Raw genomic sequence first — 19,416 nt, forward strand, 5'->3', positions numbered from 1 at the left:
TCTCCTTATCGCACTGTCACTCGTTTGCCGGCGCTACCAGCGAGCTGAAAGAATGGCGCGCTACGCCGGCCTGGATCGGCATCACCCAGTCGGGTAATTGTTGGGTGATCTCTACGTCTCTCAGCACCAGTTGATCGAGGAAATCGCCGAGATGCTCCATCGCCTCCGGACGCGCGTCGTGCAACACCATCACCGTCCAGGCTTGGCTGGCGACGTCCTCCAGCGCACGCGCTACCCAGGCGTGGGTCGGCAGTTCCCAGTCGCGCGGCACTGAATTCCACAGTACCAGGGTAAAACCCTGCTGCTGCAGAACCTCGATGGCTTCTTGGTTCAGCACGTGAGGCCCGAGAATGCCTTTGCCGGCATAGGGGCGAAACAGCGGGGGCGATTCGCCGTAGGCGCCGAGCCGGGCTTGTCCTTCGACAATCTCATAGCGAGCGAAGCCCGGGGCGCCCAACCCCAAAGGCAGCGAGTGAGTCAGGGTATGAATGCCGACGCGGTGTCCGGCCTGTTTGACGGCGGCGACTAGCGCCTCGCCGCCTTCTGCGGCGATCTTCTCGCCGATGGGGAAGAAGTTAGCCAGAATTCGACGTTCTGCCAGCGTTTTCAGCACCAGCGGGGTGCCCACCGGATGGGGGCCGTTGTCAAACGTCAGCGTCAGTTTTTTATGCATTATTTCGCTCCTCGAGGCTTGCCAGCATCATATCGACCGCGCGTTCCGCCACCATGATGGTTGGCGCATTGGTATTGCCTGCCGGAATGCGTGGGAACACCGAGGCATCCGCGATGCGAACGCCGCTAATGCCGCGCAAACACAGTTTTAAATCCACGACTGAATCCGCCGGTTCGGCACCCATGCGACACGTGCCGATGGGGTGGTACTCGGTTTTCCCGTGTTGGCGCACGAACTCTGCCAACTGTTCATCGCTGCGCTGATCCGGCGTCGGTAGCAGCACGCGGTCGATCACATTGGCTAATGCAGGCGCCTGAAAGAGCCGTAATCCCAAATGCACCGCCCTGATTTGCGCGGCGACGTCCGCTTCCTCGGCCAGATAATTCAGACGAATATCCGGCAACGAACGCGGGTTGCTGTCCCGCAGCCGTACTTCACCACGTGCGAGTGGCCGCAGGTGGGCCAGCTTCAGCGAGACTGCATGCTGGCACTGAGCCTGTCGGCCTTTGTCGTCCACGTTGTCTGCCGCCGCCAGCCCCATGAGTTGCACGTCAGGACGTTCATCATCGCCGGTGGCGAAAAAGCCACCGCACTCCAGCAGATTGGAGGCGCAAATGCCGCGTTTGAACAGCAGCCATTCCAGGCCGTTCGCCAGCGCTTTGACGCCCTTGTCTTGTCCGAGCAGGCTGATGGGCTGTTTCAAGGTGGCGATGACGGAGAAGTGCAGGTGATCCTGCAAGCGTTGGCCGACCAGGGGGCTGTCGAGTGTGGGTTTTATGCCGACCTCGCGCAAATGCTCTGCCGGGCCGATGCCGGACTGCATCAACAGCTTTGGCGTGCCGATGGCGCCGGCGCACAGCACGATCTCGCGAGCCGCCATTGCCTGCCGGTGTTTGCCGTCAGCATCGACGTAGGCAACGCCCACGGCGCGATCGCGCTCTAACAGCAGGCGCTCCACCTGAACGCCGGTCATTACGTGAAGATGGGGCCGGCGGCGCATCGGCGTCAGATAGGCCGTGGCGGTGCTGCAGCGTTGCCCCTGAAAGGTGGTCGTTTGATAAAAACCGATGCCCTGTTGCTGCTTACCGTTGAAATCCAGGGAATAGGGATAGCCCAGCTCTTGTCCTGCTTTGACGATGGCATAGCTCAGCGGGTGGCGGTAACCGGAGTCGCTGACTTTGAGATGGCCGCGATCGCCGTGGTATTCATCGTGCAGGCTCTGGTTGCACTCCGCTTTGATAAAATAGGGCAGTACATCGCGGTACCCCCAGCCGGTGCAGCCATCGAGCTGCTCCCAGTCATCGTAGTCCTGCGCATGGCCGCGCACATACAGCTGTCCGTTCACCGAGCTGCCGCCGCCTAATACGCGCCCTTGCGGTATGCCCATTGCCCGATGGTTCATATAGGGTTCATCGTCGCTTTGGTAGGGCCAAATCAGCTTGCCGACGATCTCCGGAAAACCGGCCGGCATTCGGATGAACAGGTTTTTGTCTTCCTGCCCGGCCTCTAGCAGCAGAATGCGCGCGGAGGTTTTTTCCGCCAGCAAACCGGCGATTACGCAACCGGCGGAACCGCCGCCCACCACAATATAGTCATATCGTTCGTTCTCTTGCATGCGCTCTCCCTGAAGTGGGGTGATAGTGAAAATGCCAGAAATACGAAAAAATATATTTTTTATAATAAAGAATATTTTTTGTTGATGTCTATATTTTTTATCGCTAGCATGACATTTAAGCAACATCACCATGCTCAGCGATGGGCTTATCTGGCGACAGGAGAGAGCGGTTATGGATATGAAGCTGGCGGATAAACACGCTCTGGTTTGCGCGTCCAGCAGCGGTTTGGGGTATGCTTGCGCCGCCGCGCTGTTAAAAGAAGGGGCGAGCGTCTGGATCAATGGGCGCAATGCGCAGCGGCTGGAGGCGGCACGGCAACGACTCCAGGCCGAAATCGGCGGGCAAGTTCAGGCGGTGGTCGCCGATATCACCACGCAAGAAGGCCGTGCGGCCCTGCTGGCCGCCTGTCCGGACGCCGATATTCTGGTCAATAACAATGCTGGTCCAGAGCCGGGCAACTTCTTCGATTTCGATGAACACGCGTGGCTTGACGCGCTGCAAGGAAATCTGCTTGCTGCGCTGATGTTGATCCGCGCGCTGGCGCCGGGAATGCGGGCGCGTAAATTCGGCCGCATCATCAATATTACGTCGGCGATGGTCAGCACGCCGCGTGCCCACATGACGCTGTCTGCCGCCTCGCGCGCCGGCCTGACGGCGGCCTGCAAGGGGTTGTCGCGCGAGTTCGTCGCCGATAATGTCACGATCAACAATCTGTTGCCCGAGCGTTTCGATACGCCGCGTCAACAGCAGATGGCGCATATCGCCATGGAACAACGCGGTATCACCTTTCAACAGGCGCGGCAGAGCCAGATAGACTCCATTCCTGCCGGGCGCATGGGATTGCCGCAGGAGTTCGGCGCCGCCTGCGTCTACCTGTGCAGCGAGATGAGCGGGTACATGACCGGACAGAACATGCACCTGGATGGCGGTGCCTATCCCGCCCTGTTATAGCGAAGCAACCAAAAGAGAGGGCAATGAACATGAAATCCACGGAAAGCCCGCTGCAGCAACAGGGGGAGTTCAAGAGCCTGAGCGGCGCTGCGGTGGCATTGATCCGTCGCCGCATTATCGATGGGCAGTATCAACCCGGCAGCAAGCTGGTGATCGGCAATATTTCCGCCGAACTGGACATCAGCCCCGGCCTGGTGCGCGAAGCGCTGTCGCGGTTGGTGACCGAAGGCTTGGTGATCGCCCATGAACAGCGGGGATTCCGGGCCAGCGAGGTGTCGTTGAAGGAGCTGCAGGACATTACCGCCAACCGGCAAATGATCGAAACTCACGCGCTGCGGCTATCTATCGCCAACGGCGACGCCGAATGGGAGGCAGGGATCGTCGCCGCGTTTCACCGCCTCAAACGCAGCCCGCGTCTGGAAAATGAGGGGCAAACGCACGCCTGGAGCCAGCTTCACTATGCGTTTCATCGCAGCCTGCTGATGGCCTGCGGTTCACCGTGGATGCTGCGTTTTTCCGATCTGTTGTTCGATCAGTCTGAACGTTATCGCCGCTTGCGTTTTGGCTATGAACTGGCCGGCGCAGTGCCGGAGCGGGATGTGGACGGCGAGCATCAGGCGATAATGGACGCCACGCTGGCGCGCGACACGGATCGAGCGATCGAACTGTTGGCCCGGCACTATCAAGATACCGCGCAGCGAATTATTGAACAGACGGACAACCCCGCTCTCACCGGTGGCTCCCCACGTTAGGAGATCCCATGCGAATCGTCAGTTTTATTGCCAATGGGCGCACCGGTTACGGCCTGCTGCGCGGAGAAAATGAGATTGTGGACGGCAGCGCCATACTGCCTTACCCCGATGTTCGCAGTGCGCTGGCCGCCGGTGGCATTGAGGCGTTTGCACCGCTGCGCGACGCGCCGGCCAGCCTGAAGGCCGATGAGGTGAGCTGGCTGCCGCCGATCGTCAATCCGGAGAAGATCTTGTGCGTCGGCCTCAACTATCGCCCACATCTGCGGGAAACGGGTCGCGAAGCACCCGGCCATCCGACGCTGTTTCTGCGGTTGCCCGCCTCGCAGGTCGGTCAGGGGCAGCCGCTGCTAATCCCGACGGAATCGGCGCAACTTGATTATGAAGGCGAGTTGGCGGTGGTGATCGGCCAGGGCGGGCGCCGCATAGCCGAACGCGACGCCATGCGCCATGTCGCCGGTTATGCCTGTTATAACGACGGCAGCGTGCGCGACTGGCAGCGCCACAGTTCGCAGTTTACCGCCGGCAAGAACTTCAGCGGCACCGGCGCCTTCGGCCCATGGTTGCTGAGCGCCGATCGCATTCCTGAACCGAGCGCGCTGCAGTTGGAAACCCGCGTCAACGGCGAGGTTATGCAGCAGGCATCGCTGGCGGAACTGATCTTCTCTATTCCGGCGTTGATCGCATACTGTTCGACCTTTACCACGCTGGCGCCGGGCGACGTTCTGGTAACCGGCACGCCCGGTGGCGTAGGCGCTTTCCGTCAGCCGCCTGTCTGGCTACAGGCCGGCGATCGGGTCGAGGTGGCGATCGCCGGCCTGGGCACGCTCAGCAATCCGGTCATGCACGATACCGGCGCCTGACGGCGCTTGCTAGCCCCCGATGAAACAGGAGGAGTACGATGGCTGATATTAACATTCTGCCGCAGGTTTCCGCCTTTTTGGCGCAGGATCATGGACAATTTATTGATGGGCAGTATCGAGCGACGCCCAACGTAGAGCGTTTGCCGGTGGTGAATCCGGCTAACGGCAGGACGATAGCCGATGTGGCTGCGGCTTCTGCCGACGACGTGGATCGGGCACTGGAGAGCGCCGGGCGTGCGTTGCAGGGAGACTGGGGCCGCTGTCTGCCCGCGCAACGCCAGCAAATTTTACTGCGCCTTGCCGATCTGCTCGAGGCGCATCGCGAGGAGTTTGCTCAACTGGAGACCTTAACCAATGGCAAACTGATCGGCGACGCGCGTCGCTTCGAGGTTGACCATACCTGCGTTTTTATCCGCTATTACGCAGGCTGGGCCACTAAGCTGCATGGCGAGACGCTGGCGCCGTCCATCCCTTCGTTCGCTGGCGAGCAGTACACCGCCATGACCTACCGGGAGCCAGTCGGGGTGGTGGCGGCGATCGTGCCCTGGAACTTCCCGTTGATGATCGCCATCTGGAAAATCGCCGCCGCGCTTTGCACCGGCTGCTGCATTGTGGTCAAACCGAGTGAGTTCGCACCATTGACGCTGCTGCGTCTCGCTGAGCTGGCCCATCAGGCCGGCGTGCCCGCAGGGGTATTTAATGTGGTCAACGGCGGACGTCAGGTCGGGCAGTGGCTGATAGAACATCCGCGCGTCAACAAAGTCAGTTTCACCGGTTCCGTGCCTGCCGGTATCGCTATCGGTCAGGCGGCGCTCAAAGCCGATCTGACCCGCGTGACGCTGGAACTGGGCGGCAAAAATCCGGCGGCATTTCTCGCCGACGTCGATGCCGAGCGGGCGGTAGACGGCATCATGCTCGCCGGGCTGGTGCATCAGGGGCAGGTTTGCTCGTCCGCCGAGCGCTTTTATATCCACGCGTCGCGCTTCGACGAAATCGTCGAGCGGGTAATCGCACGCGTCGAAACGCTGCGCATCGGTTCGCCGCTGGATGAAGCGACGCAGTACGGGCCGCTGGCCAACCAACCGCATTTTGCCCGCATGCAGGCGCTGTTCGAACGGGCACGGCAGGGCGGCCAGGTGTTGAGCGGTGGGCAGGCGCTGGTGGGGGACGGGTTTTACGTCACGCCGACGGTGATCCGCGCCAACGGGCATGACGATCCGCTGATGCGAGAAGAGGCCTTTGCCGGCGTGCTGAGTTTCATGCCGTTCGATGATGAAGAACAACTGCTGCAGTGGATGAATGACAGCGCCTACGGTCTGTCCGCCAGTCTCTGGACCAATGATTTCAGCAAAGCACTGCGCCTGATGCGGCGCATTGAGGCGGGCATGGTGTGGATCAACTCGCACACCATCATGGATCCGGCCGTACCGTTCGGTGGCTGGAAGGCTTCCGGCATCGGTCGTGAATTCGGCAGCGCGTTCATTGAGTCCTACACCGAGCTGAAATCCGTCATCATGTGCTACTGAGCTCCTCGGAACCGGGGCCGTGTGCCCCTAAGGAACGGTAATGAGCCGAATACCGGTTACCCAGTATGATCCGCCATTCGCCATCACACGCGCAAGCCATCTGGTGTTGACCTCGCAAGACCTGGCCGCCAGCGAGCGGTTTTACACCCAGGTAGTAGGCATGGTGTTGACTCACAAGGACGATCGCCATCTGTATCTGCGCGGTTTGGAAGAGGCCTGTCATCACAGTTTGGTGATCGCCTACAGCAAAGCGGAGCCGCACTGCGAGCGCATTGGCCTACGGGTGTTTCAGGAAAAGGATCTGGCTGCGGCCAAGCGGTTTTTGGATCTGCAAGGCCTTGATAATCACTGGGCGGAGGTGCCGTTTCAGGGGCTCACCCTGCATTTCACCGATCCGGTAGGCACACCGATTGAACTTTGCGCCAGTATGCCGGTGATGCCGCGCTTGCACCATCAGGTGCATTTGTACCGCGGCGGCAGCGCCCAACGGCTGGACCATTTCCAGCTGCATACACCCTATGTGCAGCGGGCGGCCGAATTTTATATGACGCAGTTGGGATTTCGCGCCTCGGACATTTATATGAACGAGCAAGGGATGGGTGCCGCCTTTTTGCAACGCAAGGGCAATACGCAGGATTTGGTGTATCTGCATGGGCCGGGGCCGCGTTTGCATCACTTCGGCTATACCATTCCCGATTCGCAGGAGATCCTGCGCGCCTGCGATACCGCCGGCAACCTGGGGTTCGGTGACGCGGTGGAGCGTGGGCCGGGCCGACACGGTATGGGGCACGTGCTGTTCGTCTATCTGCGCGATCCTGACGGGCACCGCCTCGAGCTGCATAACACGCCGTATCAGATGATCGATATCGAGCTGGGGACTAATCTGCTTGAGGCGGATCAACGCCAGCAACTGTTGCCCTGGGGGCTGCCGCCGCAGCGCAAATGGGTAGCGGAAGCCAGCACGTTTGCCGGCGCGGCGATCGAGCATCCTTCAGGCGGCGGCTATCCGCTGGTGCTGGAAGAGTACCTGTCGCGTATTTGAGGGAATAAAAAAGCCGATAACGCATGTTATCGGCTTGAGTGGCAGACTGCGCGACGTTACGCCGGCAGCTGCTGCGCGGTTTTCTCGACCAGCGCCAGCAACAGCTTGATGTCTTCCAGCGTCACGATCGGGTTCAGCAGCGTCATCTTCAGGCAGGTTACGCCATCGAACTCGGTCACGCCGACGTTGGCGCGGCCCGATTCCAGCAGGGCGTCGCCGATGCGCTGGTTGAACAAGGCGACGGCCGCGTCGCCGTTCGCCGCCAGCTGCGCCGGACGGTAGCGGAACAGCACGCTTGCCAGCTGCGGCTGCATCACCAGTTCCAGCGATTCCTGATCGGCGATGTAACGCGCTACCTGTTGCGCCAGCGTCACGCCATGATCGATGATCTCGGCGTATTGCTTCTGCCCCAGCGCCTCCAGCCCCATCCACAGCTTCAACGCATCGAAGCGGCGGGTGGTCTGCAGCGACTTGGACACCAGGTTCGGCACGCCTTGCGCTTCGTCGAACTCGGAGTTCAGGTAGGCCGCCTGATAGCGCATCAGCTCATAGTGACGCTCGTCTTTCAGCAGGAAGGCGCCGCAGCTGATGGTCTGGAAGAACTGCTTGTGGAAGTCCAGGGTAATGGAGTCCACCAGTTCCAGGCCGTCGAGGTAGTCGCGGTACTGCTCGGAAAGCAGCAGCGCGCCGCCCCAGGCCGCATCCACGTGCACCCAAATCTGCTGCTGCGCCGCCAGCCGCGCGATGTCGCGCAGCGGGTCAATGGCACCGGCGTCGGTGGTGCCGGCGGTAGCGACAATCGCCATCACCTGCTCGCCGTTGGCCTTGGCCTGCGCCAGTTTTTCCGCCAGATCGTTCACGTCCATGCGGGCGAAGCGATCGGTTTTCACCAGGGTGACGGACTGATAGCCGAGGCCCATCAGCGCCATGTTCTTCTGCACCGAGAAGTGGGCATTTTCAGAACAGAACACCTTCAGCTTGCGCAGATCGCCCACCAGGCCGTCCTGCTGCACGGAGTGGCCCTGACGCGCGAAGAATGCATCGCGCGCCAGCATCAGCCCCATCAGGTTGCTCTGGGTGCCGCCGCTGGTGAACACCCCGGCGTCGCCGGGCTGGTAACCAACCTGGGCGCGCAGCCATTCGATCAGCTTCATTTCGATCAGCGTGGCCGACGGACTCTGATCCCAGGAATCCATGCTCTGGTTGGTGGCGTTGATCAGCACTTCGGCGGCCTGGCTTATCACCAGGCTCGGGCAGTGCAGGTGCGCCACGCACTGCGGGTGGTGCACCGACAGGCTGTCTTTCAAAAAGTACTCGATGGCGCGATCGATCGCCGCCTGGTTGCCCAGGCCTTGCGGGGTGAAGTCGAGCTTGATGCGCTCGCGCAGTTCGGCAACGCTTTTGCCCTGATACATCTCGGGCTGTTGCAGCCACTGCACGACGGCTTCACTGCTCTGCGCGATCGCCTGGCGGTAAGCCTCGGCGCTGTGCGCCGAGGAAGCCAGAATCGGGTTTAACTTGGACATCGCGGTCATTCGCTCCAATCAGACTGGCTTGACGCCGGCGGCCAACAGCGCCTGCTCAAATTTATCCAGGAAAATACCCAGCTCATCGTTGGTGATCAGCAGGGAAGGCAGCAGACGCAGCACGCAGCCATTGCGCCCGCCGCGCTCCAGGATCAGACCGGATTCGAAGCACTTTTTCTGCAGCAACGCGGACAGCTCGCCATCGGCCGGGTAGCAGCCCATGTGATCCTGCGCTTCGTTCGGCTTGACGATCTCGATGCCGATCATCAGGCCCAGGCCGCGGACGTGACCGATCACCGGATACCGTTTCTGCAGCTCGGCCAGTTTGCCTTTCAGCCACTCGCCCTGCGCGGCCACTTTGTCGGCGACCTTGTGCTCTTTCAGGTATTGCAGGGTGGTCAGGCCGGTGGCCATCGCCAGCTGGTTGCCGCGGAAGGTGCCGGTGTGGTGACCCGGTTCCCAGGCGTCGAACTCTTTCTTGATGCCCAGCACCGCGAGCGGCAAGCCGCCGCCGACCGCTTTCGACATCACGATGATGTCCGGCTCGATGCCCGCGTGTTCGAAGGCGAACAGCTTGCCCGTACGGGCGAAACCGGCCTGAACTTCGTCGATGATCAGCAGAATGCCATGCTCCTGCGTCACTTTGCGGATGCGCTGCAGCCACTCGGCCGGCGCCGGGTTAACGCCGCCTTCGCCCTGAACGGCTTCCAGGATCACCGCCGCCGGTTTGCGCACGCCGCTTTCCACGTCGTTGATCAGGTTGTCGAAGTAGTAGGTCAGCGCCTTGACGCCGGCTTCGCCGCCGATGCCCAGCGGGCAGCGGTATTCATGCGGGTAAGGCATGAACTGCACTTCCGGCATCATGCCGTTGATCGCCGCCTTCGGCGACAGGTTGCCGGTGACCGACAGCGCGCCGTGGGTCATGCCGTGATAACCGCCGGAGAAGCTGATCACGCCAGAACGGCCGGTGTGCTTTTTCGCCAGCTTCAGCGCGGCTTCCACCGCATCGGCGCCGGACGGGCCGCAGAACTGCAGGCAATACTCTTTGCCTTCGCCCGGCAACAGAGAGAGCAGGTAATCGGAGAAACGATCTTTTAACGGGGTCGTGAGATCGAGAGTATGTAACGGCAAGCCGCTGGTAATGACATTTTGGATGCTTTGCAGGACGTCGGGGTGATTATGTCCAAGAGCCAACGTTCCCGCCCCGGCCAGGCAATCAAGATATTGATTATTCTCAACATCAGTGATCCAAACGCCCTGGGCTTTCGCAATTGCCAACGGCAATTTGCGCGGATAACTCCTAACATTCGACTCAAATTCGGCTTGGCGCGCCAAATAGGTTTCATTGTTTCCGTTTAATGAGTTTGCAACTAAAGTATCAATACGGACTTTATCCGTCATCATATCTCTCCTACAACCGAAGGTCTCAAGACGCAACGATTGAATTAATGAATTAGAAAAGTAACTGCCTTGTGAAAAGCGCGACCAATATATGGCTTTTTCGCCTGGGACTCAATAGCCGATTTTGTTTTGAATTGTTTAGTTTTTTCTTAGGCTCATCAATATGTTGTTGATTTGTTGACCGTTGGTTTTGCCGGCAAAAAACAACATTTCTTTAACATTGCGTAAAAATGCTTTTCTGCTTTCCTTTGGCTGCTTCTTTAATGCATTTATTATTAAGGTGAATTTCCGATTAATAACATAAATAGAAAATAGCGGCTTATTTTCATCTATTCACCACCTTAAGTCCTAAAGCGGTTATATACACAGAATTTGTGATGAATATAAGCAGCCGAGCGTTAAAAGCGCAGTATCCAGAGCGGTGATTTCTTGCAGATTTTACGTAGCGCGATCAAAAAAGCGGGATTTTTGTGCGGCCGCCGGCGTGTTTGCCGGCGCCGCGGTCATTAACGTTGCTGTAACCAGGCGTGGTAACGCTGCAGGATACGGCGGGTACGCCACTGATCGACGACCAGCGTGAACAGCGGCGAGTAGCGCACATTGCGCGGCCGATCGTCACTCAACGCGCGCATCCGGCGCTTGACCAACGCCATGCGGGCGAGCGACGCCATCACCTTGCTGCGCCAGGTGACCGGGGCAGGCAGCGCATGGGGGGCCGCGCCGGTTTGCCAGCGCCGCGGCAGATCGGGCACTTCCGCCATGGCGGTAGCGATGCCGACGACCGCGACGCCGCTGTCCAGCACCCGCTGCGCCACCGACGGGCGGGCGATGCCGCCGGTGGTCATCACCGGCATGCGCGCGACGGCGGCAAGATCGCGGGCGAAGGTCAGAAAATAGGCTTCGCGCGCCAGAGTGCGGCCGTCCGCCGTGTCGCCTTGCATCGCCGGGCTTTCGTAGCTGCCGCCGGACAGTTCGATCAGATCGACCGGCAACTCGTTCAACATCAGCACCACCTGGCGGGCATCGTCCGATGAAAAACCGCCGCGCTGGAAATCGGCGGAGTTCAGTTTGACCGCCACGCAAAATTCCGGCGAGACGCGCTCGCGCACCGCACGCACTACCTCCAGCAGCAACCGGGCGCGGTTCGCCAACTCGCCGCCCCAGCGATCGTTGCGCTGGTTGGTCAGCGGCGAGAGAAACTGGGAAATCAGATAGCCGTGCGCCGCGTGGATCTCCACGCCGGTAAAACCGGCCTGTTCGGCGGCGTGCGCGCTGGCGGCGAAGCGCGCGATCACCTCGGCGATCTGCGTTTCATCCATCGCCTGCGGCTGGGCGAACAGCTTGCTGTGCTTGCCCATCGCCAGCGGGATGGCGGAGGGCGCCCACGCGTTACCGCCCATGTTCGCCATCACCTGCCGGCCCGGGTGGTTAAGCTGCATCCACACCTGCGCGCCGCCCTGGCGCGCGGCCTTGGCCCAGGTTTCGAACGGGGCGAGCGGCGTGTCCTGTTCCAGCACCACGCCGCCGGGGCCGGTCATGGCGCGGCCGTCGATCATCACGTTGCCGGTGATGATCAAGCCGGCGCCGCCTTCGGCCCAGTAGCGGTATAAGCGCCACAGCGCCGGGCCGGGCAATTGGCCCGGGGCGGCCAGATTTTCTTCCATCGCCGCCTTGGCCAGACGGTTGGATAAACGGCTGCCGTTGGGCAGTGTCAGTGGGGTAAACATCGGTTTGCGCTCCTGTCGTACGGGGAATGGCGCTATACTAGGTTTAAAGTTAACTTTAAGGTCAATAGGGCATGAAGATCGGAGAATTGGCGCAGCGCGCCGGCATGGCCGCCTCGGCGATACGCTACTACGAGCAGTTGGGGTTGTTGCCGAAACCGGTGCGCGGCGTCAACGGCTATCGGGTGTACGGCGACAGCGCGCTGGAGCGTTTGCACCAGATCCAAATCGGCCAGAATCTGGGTTTTTCGCTGCAGGCGATCCAACGGGTGCTGGCACTGCAGGGCAGCGCTTATGAGGATGGGTTGATACGCGGCGTCGATGAACGGCTGGCGGAGATCGAGCTGATGATGGCCACGCTGAATGAACAACGAGAAACCTTGTTGACGACCCGGCTGACCTTATTGGAGTCAGGTGTCTCCGGGCTGTGCCAAGCCAAGGGCGAAAAACAGGCCGACGCATCGCCGGCCCGGCCGGCAAAGCTGGCGAGAATGCGCAATCGGATTGATACTGAGTGAGTCTATGATGGACAAGGATATTTGTCGCTGACCGACGGATAGGGCGAACGGACTCACGCCGGCTGGCTGCGCCGGATCCGTGGGTGACACAATGGGAGACAACATGCTCGAACCCTGCTTCCCCGAAAACGAAGCCGAACGCCTGTCGGTATTGAATTCGCTGAACGTGCTGGATTCAAACTCGGTGGAAAAACTGGATCGCATCACGCGGCTGGCGGCGAAATACTTCGGCGTGACCATTGCGCTGGTGTCGCTGATCGACCGGGATCGCCAATGGTTTTTATCGCGCTACGGTCTGGATGCCCGGGAAACGCCGCGCAATATTTCGTTTTGCGGCCATGCGATCTTGCAACGCGAAGCGCTGGTGGTGCCCGATACCGCCAACGACCCGCGCTTTTTCGATAATCCGCTGGTGATCGGCGGGCCGAGGATCGGTTTCTACGTCGGGCAGCCGCTGCTGTCGCTCGACGGGCTGCCGCTCGGCACCCTGTGCATTATCGACAGCCACCCGCAGCCGTTTTCCCCGGAACAACTGGCCGATCTGCATGATTTCGCCGCCGTGGTGGAGGAGTATCTGCAAAGTATTGAGCGCCACGTCTATACCGAAAACCTGAAGTCCGACCTGCAGCGCACGGAGGCCCTGTTCGAACAGACCTTCGCCCAGGCGGCGGTAGGGATGGCGCTGGTTTCGCTGCAGGGGTATTGGCTGCGGGTGAACCCGCGCATCTGCGAAATGCTGCACTATTCCGAGCGCGAACTGATGGATCGCACCTTCCAGGACATTACCTATCCGCTCGATCTCAATACCGACCTGGAAAAGCTGCAGCAGCTGTTGAAAAATGAAATCAGCACCTACTCGATGGAAAAACGCTATTTCCGCGCCGACGGCTCGATCGTTTGGGTGCAGCTGACGGTGGCGCTCAATCGCTTGCCGAACGGCAAACCGGACCATTTCATCTCGGTTATCGTCGATATCAGCGAGCGCAAGGCGGCCGAGGCCGATCTGTTCGCGTTGCAGCATGAGCTGGAGGAACGCGTCGAAACCCGCACGCGGGAGCTGAACGTGGTGGTCAAAAAACTCAACGAAGAGATTGAAACCCGGGTGCTCGCCGAATATCAGCTCAGTGCGGAGAAGGAGCGTCTGCGCGCCATTACCGACAACATGCCGGCCTTAATCAGCCAGATCGACGGCAATGAACGCTACCTGTTCGCCAACAGCGCCTACAAAACCTGGTTCGGTCTGGAGGAGTCCAGCCTCAGGGGGATGACGGTGCGCGATTTCATGGGGGAAAGCGTTTATCGGATAGCAAAACCGATGATCGAACGGGCCCTCGCGGGCGAAATGGTGAGTTTTGAGAATGAGCTGCAGACCCGGCAGGGGCTGCTGATGATCCACACCACGCTGGTGCCGTGCGAAGCGCAGGGCTTTTACATTCTCGCCATGGACATCACCGAACTGAAGCGGCTGCAGCAGCGGCTGGAATATGACGCGACCCACGACATGCTGACCGGATTGACCAACCGCCGCGCGTTTCTGCGCCGGTTGTCGGGCACGCTGCAGGCCTGTTGCCATCAGCGGCAGATGGCGCTGCTGTTTATCGATCTCGACGGCTTCAAAACCCTTAACGACAGCTATGGCCATGATTTCGGCGACGCGATCCTGAAAACCTTCGCCACATTGCTCAGCGCCTGCGCCGGCGAGCGCCACAGCGTCTCGCGTCTTGCCGGTGACGAGTTCACGGTGATCCTGTGGCCGTTGACGGATCCGCGGCGCGAGGTCAGCGAGTTTTGCGAAAACGTGTTGGCGCAACTGGCCACAATTACGCAGATCGGGCCGCAGAAGGTACGGCTTTCCGCCAGCATCGGCGCGGCCATTTCCCCACGCGGCGATGTGACGGAGGAGATGCTGCTGACCCGCGCCGACGGCGCGATGTATCAGGCGAAATCGGCCGGGAAGGGCACTTACGCCATCTGCGAGCTGTGAGCGTGCAACCGCGGCGGTGTCAGGGTAAGCTGTTTTTTCTTTTCCTGTGAGCAGAACTCCGGACTGATTGCATGGCGTCAAATCATCAACATAAAGACTGGCTCGAATTGCGACGCGATGACGAAACCGGTATTGAGAGCGTCAACGCTCACTTTCAGGGGCATGCCTACGATCCTCACGATCATGATGAAATGCTGGTGGGCGTCACGCAGCAGGGCTTGCAGCGTTTCCATTGCCACCGCTCGCTGCATACCAGCCGGCCGGGGCGCGCCATGCTGATCGAGCCGGGCGCGGTGCACGATGGCCATGCGCCGCAGGCCGAGGGGTTTACCTATGCGATGCTTTATCTGCCGCAGCGCTGGGTCTCCGACGCGATGAGCCGCCGCGGATTGGGGGACGCTTCGGTGCTGGAAGGCGCCTTCCACAGCACGTTGACCGACGATCCGATGCTGGCGACCGCGATCCACCAGGCATTTTTTGCGTTGCATCAGGGGGAAGGCCGGCTGGCGCGCGATCAAAGCCTGGATCAACTGCTGACGCTTTTGGCACGGCATATTCGCGTTCGGCCAACTTCCCAAAGCGATGACGCTTTAATTGAGATGAATCGCTTGCGGGACTACTTGCACGAACACATGGCGGATAACCCCAGCCTGGATGAACTTGCTCTTCAGTGCGGTCTGGATCGTTTCCGCTTGACTCGCCAGTTCACCCGGGCTTTCGGCCAGTCGCCGCACGCTTATTTGGTTCGGTTGAGGCTGCGGGCTGCACGCTTGCTGTTGGCGCAGGGGGAAGAACCGGCGCAGGTCGCCATGCAGGTGGGTTTTGCCGATCAGAGCCATTTGGGCCGCTGGTTCCAGCGCGCCTACCGATTATCGCCGGCGGCCTATCAACGCCAGTGCACAAACGTTCTATACCGCTAACTCGCTCATCGCCGATGATGCGCGTTTAACAGCACAACGGAGTAGAGCGAAATATGTTTGATACCAAGATAGCGTTTATCGTGCGTGACGATCTGCCAACCTGGCAGCGGCTGAACGTGGTGGCCTTTCTGGCGACGGGCATCGCCGCCGCGGCCCCGGAAATCATCGGCGAGCGTTACGTGGATGCGCAGGGGAGACGCTACGGCGCCATTTCCGGGCAGCCGATGCTGATTTTCGCCGCGGATCTGCCGGGCCTGCAAAATGTGCATCGCAAAGGATTGGAGCGGGAATTAACGCTGATCCCCTATGTGCACGCCATGTTCGCGACCGGGCACGATGAAGCCAACCGCCAGGTTTTTCGCGCTGAAGACGCGGACAATCTGGATTTGGTCGGCCTGGCGCTGCGCGGGCCGAAGAAAGCGGTGGATAAGGCGATAAAAGGCCTGGCGCTCCACGGCTAGGGCTGGAAAGTGCGCCGCCCGGCGGCGAAAGCAGGGGGCCAGTCCCATGCCGTCTGAATGGCGGTATGGGGGCTTTGGCGGCAACACTTGAAATGAGGTTCGGGCATCATTAAATGATAAGAACCGCGGTTTTTTGCGCCGTCGGCGAGGCTCTTATATATTTAGTAGCATGCCTGAGGCAGGTTAGGCATGAAACGGCGGTCGGTCGGGCCGCTGCAAGTACGACAGTTAATCCGTTCGCCAAGAGGCTGCGAGCCTGTGCTTTCGGTAGGGACAGCCGCCAATCGTTTTTACGGCGACCGAAGGCGGAGCAGCTACTCACAGGTCACGAGGACACTTACCATGCATAAGAGAACACTGGCGTCACTGCATTACGAAAACATGCCTTACGATGGGGTACACTTTCATATTTTGAAACGGGAAACGCCTGGCCATACGGCGTTGCTGAAGCTGGATGCGGGCAGCCGACAACCGGCGCGTTTTCACCCGGGCTGGGTGAAACTGATGGTGCTGAGCGGTGAACTGAAGGTTGACGATCAGACGTTGCAACCCCATGAGATGTTAATCATTCCTGCCAATACCGCCTATACGGTACAGGCCATTACGGAAGTGATTTGTCTGGCGATTTCCGAGCTGGACGGCGCCGAGCTGGCCCGTTGATGAAATAACAACTCTGGATGGAGGAGAGCCTAGGCGCTCTCCCTATCCCTTCAGCATTAAGCCGCCCCCCCGGGCTGAGCTGCCTGCTGATTGATGCGTATACCTCCTGATTATGCCACCGCGCTTTCCCTATCCATCACTTTCGGCCGCGTCGCCCCCGCAACGAGCCGCCATTGCGCAGCGCGTGCGCAACGCCTGCGTTTTACGCAGAACGATGAAATTTTGGTGTAAATAGTGAGTTTCTTCGCATAAGGCCCCTGGTGTGGCTTGCGACAGCGTCACTATATGGAGGATCATGCGGCCTCTCTATCAAATAAAAGACATTCGCGTTATCAAAAGGGACAAACGACCATGGGATTCGAAGTCGACAACGCCGAAACGAAACGCATCGACCTCAGCAGCCACGAAAACTCCTCGTTCGAGGTGACGGGGCTGGTGAAACACTATCCGGCGGGCTTTGTCATTCCTTACCACTCGCATAGGCGCTGCCACTTGCTCTATTCGCAGCAGGGCGTTATGGCGGTCGAGGCGAGCAGCGGGCGCTGGATCGTGCCGCCCACCACCGCAGTCTGGCTGCGGCCGGGGGTAGAGCATCAGATCGTCATGCAGAGCAACATCTGCGTTTACGGGATTTTGGTCGATGAAATCACCGCCGCGCGTTTGCCGCTGCGCGACGGCGTCTTGCAGGTCTCACCGCTGCTGCGAGAGCTGATCGCTCAGCTGGCGACGCTGGCGCCCGAAGGGGCGGAGACCCAACGCAATGCGCTGCTCAGAGCGTTGTTCCTTGAGGAGTTGAGCCTGCAGCCGCAGCTGGCGCTGCACCTGCCTTGGCCGGCAGAGGCGAGAATGGCCGAAATTTGCCGGCAGTTGGTCATCACGCCGGCCGACGATCGCGGCATTGAAGCCTGGGCCGATTCACTGTCGATCAGCGCAAAGACCTTTCAACGCCATTTCAGCCAACAAACCGGCATCACCTTCGGCCAGTGGAAACAGCGCCTGCGGCTGCTGTCGTCCATTCCGCTGCTGTTGGCCGGCCACTCGATCATCCACGCCGCCTTCGAAAGCGGTTACGAGAGCCACAGCGCCTATTCGGTGGCGTTCAAAAAACTGTTTGGTGTTTCGCCTTCGCGCTTTACGCTATAGCCTTATGGCATAGCGCGCTTCTCCTATAGATTGAAGCAACCTAATGACGTATAAAGCAAAGCAGTCAACCTCCGAGGCCGCTTCCTGTGATAAAAATTGTCGTGTATCTGATTCTCGCCGTGACGATCGCCATTATTGCGGCCAGAGTCATCTTTCGTTTGCCGAATATCTCCCAGCGTCTGCCGCAGGCGGCATTGCCGGCGGATCCTGCCGCCCAGCTGCCGGCGCGCGCCGCCGAACTGATGGTGGCGCATCCGGGCCTGAGCGGCGTGGTGCCGCTGGCCAGCGGGCACGATGCGTTCGCCAGCCGCCTGGCGCTGGCGCGGATGGCGGAAAGGTCGATCGACGCCCAGTACTACATCTGGCATAACGACACCTCCGGGCAGATCCTGCTGAAAACCCTGTATGACGCGGCTCAACGCGGCGTGCGCGTGCGGCTGTTGCTGGACGATAACGGCGTCGCCATGGACGAGACCCTGGCGGCGCTGAACGCCCAGGAAAACGTCGAGATCCGCCTGTTTAACCCGTCAACCGTGCGCACGCCGAAGCTGGCCGGCTACGCCTTTGACTTTATGCGCATGAACCGGCGCATGCATAACAAGTCTTACATCGTCGACGGCGCCGTGGCGATCATCGGCGGCCGCAATATCGGCGACGAGTATTTCCAGGTCGGCGACGAAAACTATTTCCTCGATCTCGACGTGCTGAGCGTCGGCAACGTGGTGGCGGAGACCGCCGAGGTCTTCGATCGCTACTGGAACAGCGCGTCGGTGTTTGGCGTTGAGCAGATTATCCGGGGCAAAGGCGACCTTTCCGCCTTCCTGGCGCAGGCCACCGCGACCGAAAGCAGCGAACGGGCCCGCAAACTGGCGGTGCAGCTGGAAACCAGCGCGGTGCGCTTTCGCGATGGCGTCGTCCAGCCGGAATTCACCCAGGTAGAGCTGGTGGCCGACGATCCGGCGAAAGGGCTGGGCAAGGCTTCGCGCGATCGTTTGATGGTGACGCAGCTGAGCAAGATTATCGGCGGCGTCGGCCGGCAACTGGATCTGGTCTCCGCCTATTTCGTGCCGGGCCGGGAAGGGGCGAGCTTTTTTGAATCGCTCGCCAAACAGGGAAAATCCATTCGCGTGCTGACCAACGCGATGAACACCACCGACGTGCTGGTGGTGCATGCCGGCTACGCCAAATACCGGCGTGAACTGCTGCAGGCGGGCGTGGAGCTGTTTGAGCTGAAGCTGCGCGCCGGCCAGCCGACGGGGCGGCAGGAACTCAAACCGCTGGGGCTGTCCGGTGCGGCGCTGCACGCGAAAACCTTCGCCATCGACGATAAACGGGTATTTATCGGCTCGTTCAATTTCGATCCGCGATCGGCGCACCTGAACTGCGAAATGGGCTTCTTGATCGACAGCCCGACGCTGGCGGCCGACACCCGCCAGCTGTTTGATGGCCCGCTCGAATACGCCGCCTACCGCCCGGCGCTGACGCCCGCGGGCAAAATGGTCTGGAACGAAGCCTTCGAAGACGGCCACACCGAGATACATCAGCAAGAGCCCGGCGCCGGCTGGGTAAAACGCATCGTTCTCATCGTGGCCGGCTGGCTGCCGATCGAATGGATGCTGTAACGGCGCGGCGGTAGGGAAAAGTGCCCCTGTCTCAGGC

Annotated in this window: 17 protein-coding genes; 12 read left to right on the forward strand and 5 right to left on the reverse strand. The window is 60.3% G+C overall.

Annotated elements, in window-relative coordinates:
* Positions 1-16 precede the first annotated feature (16 nt).
* Both ACJ8IM_RS19990 and ACJ8IM_RS19995 read right to left on the reverse strand, forming a co-directional pair.
* A complete protein-coding gene (locus ACJ8IM_RS19990) occupies positions 17-673 on the reverse strand; it encodes a polysaccharide deacetylase family protein (protein ID WP_033653169.1) in 657 nt (218 codons plus the stop codon).
* Positions 666-2,288 (reverse strand): GMC family oxidoreductase, encoded by a 1,623-nt coding sequence (locus tag ACJ8IM_RS19995; RefSeq protein WP_033653168.1) that lies wholly within the window; start codon positions 2,286-2,288, stop codon positions 666-668. The genes ACJ8IM_RS19990 and ACJ8IM_RS19995 overlap by 8 nt, the downstream gene beginning before the upstream one ends.
* Before the next feature lie 172 nt (positions 2,289-2,460).
* Here ACJ8IM_RS19995 and ACJ8IM_RS20000 point away from each other — a divergent pair, with 172 nt between their 5' ends.
* Genes ACJ8IM_RS20000 through ACJ8IM_RS20020 form a run of 5 tightly spaced genes read left to right on the forward strand, consistent with a single transcriptional unit; the run spans position 2,461 to position 7,420 of the window.
* On the forward strand, positions 2,461-3,240 hold the full coding sequence (locus ACJ8IM_RS20000) for an SDR family oxidoreductase (protein ID WP_033653167.1): 780 nt from the start codon (positions 2,461-2,463) through the stop codon (positions 3,238-3,240).
* Between the two features lie 23 nt (positions 3,241-3,263).
* Complete coding sequence (locus ACJ8IM_RS20005; protein ID WP_101455603.1) at positions 3,264-3,992, forward strand: GntR family transcriptional regulator; 729 nt, start codon at positions 3,264-3,266, stop codon at positions 3,990-3,992.
* A gap of 8 nt (positions 3,993-4,000) precedes the next feature.
* The gene (locus ACJ8IM_RS20010; RefSeq protein WP_033653166.1) at positions 4,001-4,852 is read left to right on the forward strand and encodes a fumarylacetoacetate hydrolase family protein; all 852 of its coding nucleotides are present in this window, start codon (positions 4,001-4,003) and stop codon (positions 4,850-4,852) included.
* Between the two features lie 38 nt (positions 4,853-4,890).
* On the forward strand, positions 4,891-6,378 hold the full coding sequence (locus tag ACJ8IM_RS20015) for an aldehyde dehydrogenase family protein (RefSeq protein ID WP_033653165.1): 1,488 nt from the start codon (positions 4,891-4,893) through the stop codon (positions 6,376-6,378).
* A gap of 40 nt (positions 6,379-6,418) precedes the next feature.
* Positions 6,419-7,420, forward strand: coding sequence for a VOC family protein (locus ACJ8IM_RS20020; protein WP_033653164.1), 1,002 nt, complete (start codon positions 6,419-6,421; stop codon positions 7,418-7,420).
* A 56-nt stretch (positions 7,421-7,476) separates the two neighbouring features.
* On the opposite strand, the gene ACJ8IM_RS20025 is transcribed toward ACJ8IM_RS20020, so the two are convergent.
* The 3 genes from ACJ8IM_RS20025 to ACJ8IM_RS20035 all read right to left on the reverse strand — a co-directional run bounded on the left by ACJ8IM_RS20025 (position 7,477) and on the right by ACJ8IM_RS20035 (position 12,074).
* Entirely contained in the window at positions 7,477-8,946 is a 1,470-nt protein-coding gene (locus ACJ8IM_RS20025; protein ID WP_033638493.1) for a pyridoxal phosphate-dependent decarboxylase family protein, read from the reverse strand.
* Between the two features lie 18 nt (positions 8,947-8,964).
* Positions 8,965-10,347: a diaminobutyrate--2-oxoglutarate transaminase gene (locus ACJ8IM_RS20030; RefSeq protein WP_004937838.1), complete on the reverse strand. Its 1,383-nt coding sequence runs from the start codon at positions 10,345-10,347 to the stop codon at positions 8,965-8,967.
* A 506-nt stretch (positions 10,348-10,853) separates the two neighbouring features.
* Positions 10,854-12,074, reverse strand: coding sequence for an NADH:flavin oxidoreductase/NADH oxidase family protein (locus ACJ8IM_RS20035; RefSeq protein WP_033653163.1), 1,221 nt, complete (start codon positions 12,072-12,074; stop codon positions 10,854-10,856).
* A gap of 71 nt (positions 12,075-12,145) precedes the next feature.
* Between ACJ8IM_RS20035 and ACJ8IM_RS20040 the strand changes: the two genes are divergently transcribed.
* The 7 genes from ACJ8IM_RS20040 (at position 12,146) to ACJ8IM_RS20070 (ending at position 19,379) form a co-directional block, all read left to right on the forward strand.
* The gene (locus tag ACJ8IM_RS20040; protein ID WP_033653161.1) at positions 12,146-12,589 is read left to right on the forward strand and encodes a MerR family transcriptional regulator; all 444 of its coding nucleotides are present in this window, start codon (positions 12,146-12,148) and stop codon (positions 12,587-12,589) included.
* Between the two features lie 103 nt (positions 12,590-12,692).
* On the forward strand, positions 12,693-14,573 hold the full coding sequence (locus tag ACJ8IM_RS20045; protein ID WP_033634542.1) for a diguanylate cyclase domain-containing protein: 1,881 nt from the start codon (positions 12,693-12,695) through the stop codon (positions 14,571-14,573).
* 71 nt (positions 14,574-14,644) lie between these two features.
* Positions 14,645-15,493, forward strand: a complete 849-nt coding sequence (locus ACJ8IM_RS20050; RefSeq protein WP_033648316.1) for an AraC family transcriptional regulator — start codon at positions 14,645-14,647, stop codon at positions 15,491-15,493.
* Positions 15,494-15,546: 53 nt separating this feature from the next.
* Positions 15,547-15,954 carry a DUF2000 domain-containing protein gene (locus ACJ8IM_RS20055; RefSeq protein ID WP_033653160.1) on the forward strand — a complete coding sequence of 136 codons (408 nt, stop codon included), beginning with the start codon at positions 15,547-15,549 and terminating at the stop codon, positions 15,952-15,954.
* Positions 15,955-16,296: 342 nt separating this feature from the next.
* The gene (locus ACJ8IM_RS20060; RefSeq protein WP_015377878.1) at positions 16,297-16,614 is read left to right on the forward strand and encodes a cupin domain-containing protein; all 318 of its coding nucleotides are present in this window, start codon (positions 16,297-16,299) and stop codon (positions 16,612-16,614) included.
* 351 nt (positions 16,615-16,965) lie between these two features.
* Complete coding sequence (locus ACJ8IM_RS20065; protein ID WP_049235078.1) at positions 16,966-17,757, forward strand: AraC family transcriptional regulator; 792 nt, start codon at positions 16,966-16,968, stop codon at positions 17,755-17,757.
* Positions 17,758-17,843: 86 nt separating this feature from the next.
* Entirely contained in the window at positions 17,844-19,379 is a 1,536-nt protein-coding gene (locus tag ACJ8IM_RS20070; RefSeq protein ID WP_060425757.1) for a phospholipase D family protein, read from the forward strand.
* Positions 19,380-19,416: the final 37 nt, after the last annotated feature.

Origin of the sequence: Serratia sp. CY33525 (genome assembly GCF_052169115.1) — a bacterium.
Taxonomy (GTDB): Bacteria; Pseudomonadota; Gammaproteobacteria; order Enterobacterales; family Enterobacteriaceae; genus Serratia; species Serratia sarumanii.

Excerpts from the sequence above, each read along its gene's own strand:
- ACJ8IM_RS19990 (WP_033653169.1), bottom strand. The coding sequence starts at position 673 with ATGCATAAAAAACTGACGCTGACGTTTGACAACGGCCCCCATCCGGTG.
- ACJ8IM_RS19995 (WP_033653168.1), bottom strand. The coding sequence starts at position 2,288 with ATGCAAGAGAACGAACGATATGACTATATTGTGGTGGGCGGCGGTTCC.
- ACJ8IM_RS20000 (WP_033653167.1), top strand. The coding sequence starts at position 2,461 with ATGGATATGAAGCTGGCGGATAAACACGCTCTGGTTTGCGCGTCCAGC.
- ACJ8IM_RS20005 (WP_101455603.1), top strand. The coding sequence starts at position 3,264 with ATGAACATGAAATCCACGGAAAGCCCGCTGCAGCAACAGGGGGAGTTC.
- ACJ8IM_RS20010 (WP_033653166.1), top strand. The coding sequence starts at position 4,001 with ATGCGAATCGTCAGTTTTATTGCCAATGGGCGCACCGGTTACGGCCTG.
- ACJ8IM_RS20015 (WP_033653165.1), top strand. The coding sequence starts at position 4,891 with ATGGCTGATATTAACATTCTGCCGCAGGTTTCCGCCTTTTTGGCGCAG.
- ACJ8IM_RS20020 (WP_033653164.1), top strand. The coding sequence starts at position 6,419 with ATGAGCCGAATACCGGTTACCCAGTATGATCCGCCATTCGCCATCACA.
- ACJ8IM_RS20025 (WP_033638493.1), bottom strand. The coding sequence starts at position 8,946 with ATGTCCAAGTTAAACCCGATTCTGGCTTCCTCGGCGCACAGCGCCGAG.
- ACJ8IM_RS20030 (WP_004937838.1), bottom strand. The coding sequence starts at position 10,347 with ATGACGGATAAAGTCCGTATTGATACTTTAGTTGCAAACTCATTAAAC.
- ACJ8IM_RS20035 (WP_033653163.1), bottom strand. The coding sequence starts at position 12,074 with ATGTTTACCCCACTGACACTGCCCAACGGCAGCCGTTTATCCAACCGT.
- ACJ8IM_RS20040 (WP_033653161.1), top strand. The coding sequence starts at position 12,146 with ATGAAGATCGGAGAATTGGCGCAGCGCGCCGGCATGGCCGCCTCGGCG.
- ACJ8IM_RS20045 (WP_033634542.1), top strand. The coding sequence starts at position 12,693 with ATGCTCGAACCCTGCTTCCCCGAAAACGAAGCCGAACGCCTGTCGGTA.
- ACJ8IM_RS20050 (WP_033648316.1), top strand. The coding sequence starts at position 14,645 with ATGGCGTCAAATCATCAACATAAAGACTGGCTCGAATTGCGACGCGAT.
- ACJ8IM_RS20055 (WP_033653160.1), top strand. The coding sequence starts at position 15,547 with ATGTTTGATACCAAGATAGCGTTTATCGTGCGTGACGATCTGCCAACC.
- ACJ8IM_RS20060 (WP_015377878.1), top strand. The coding sequence starts at position 16,297 with ATGCATAAGAGAACACTGGCGTCACTGCATTACGAAAACATGCCTTAC.
- ACJ8IM_RS20065 (WP_049235078.1), top strand. The coding sequence starts at position 16,966 with ATGGGATTCGAAGTCGACAACGCCGAAACGAAACGCATCGACCTCAGC.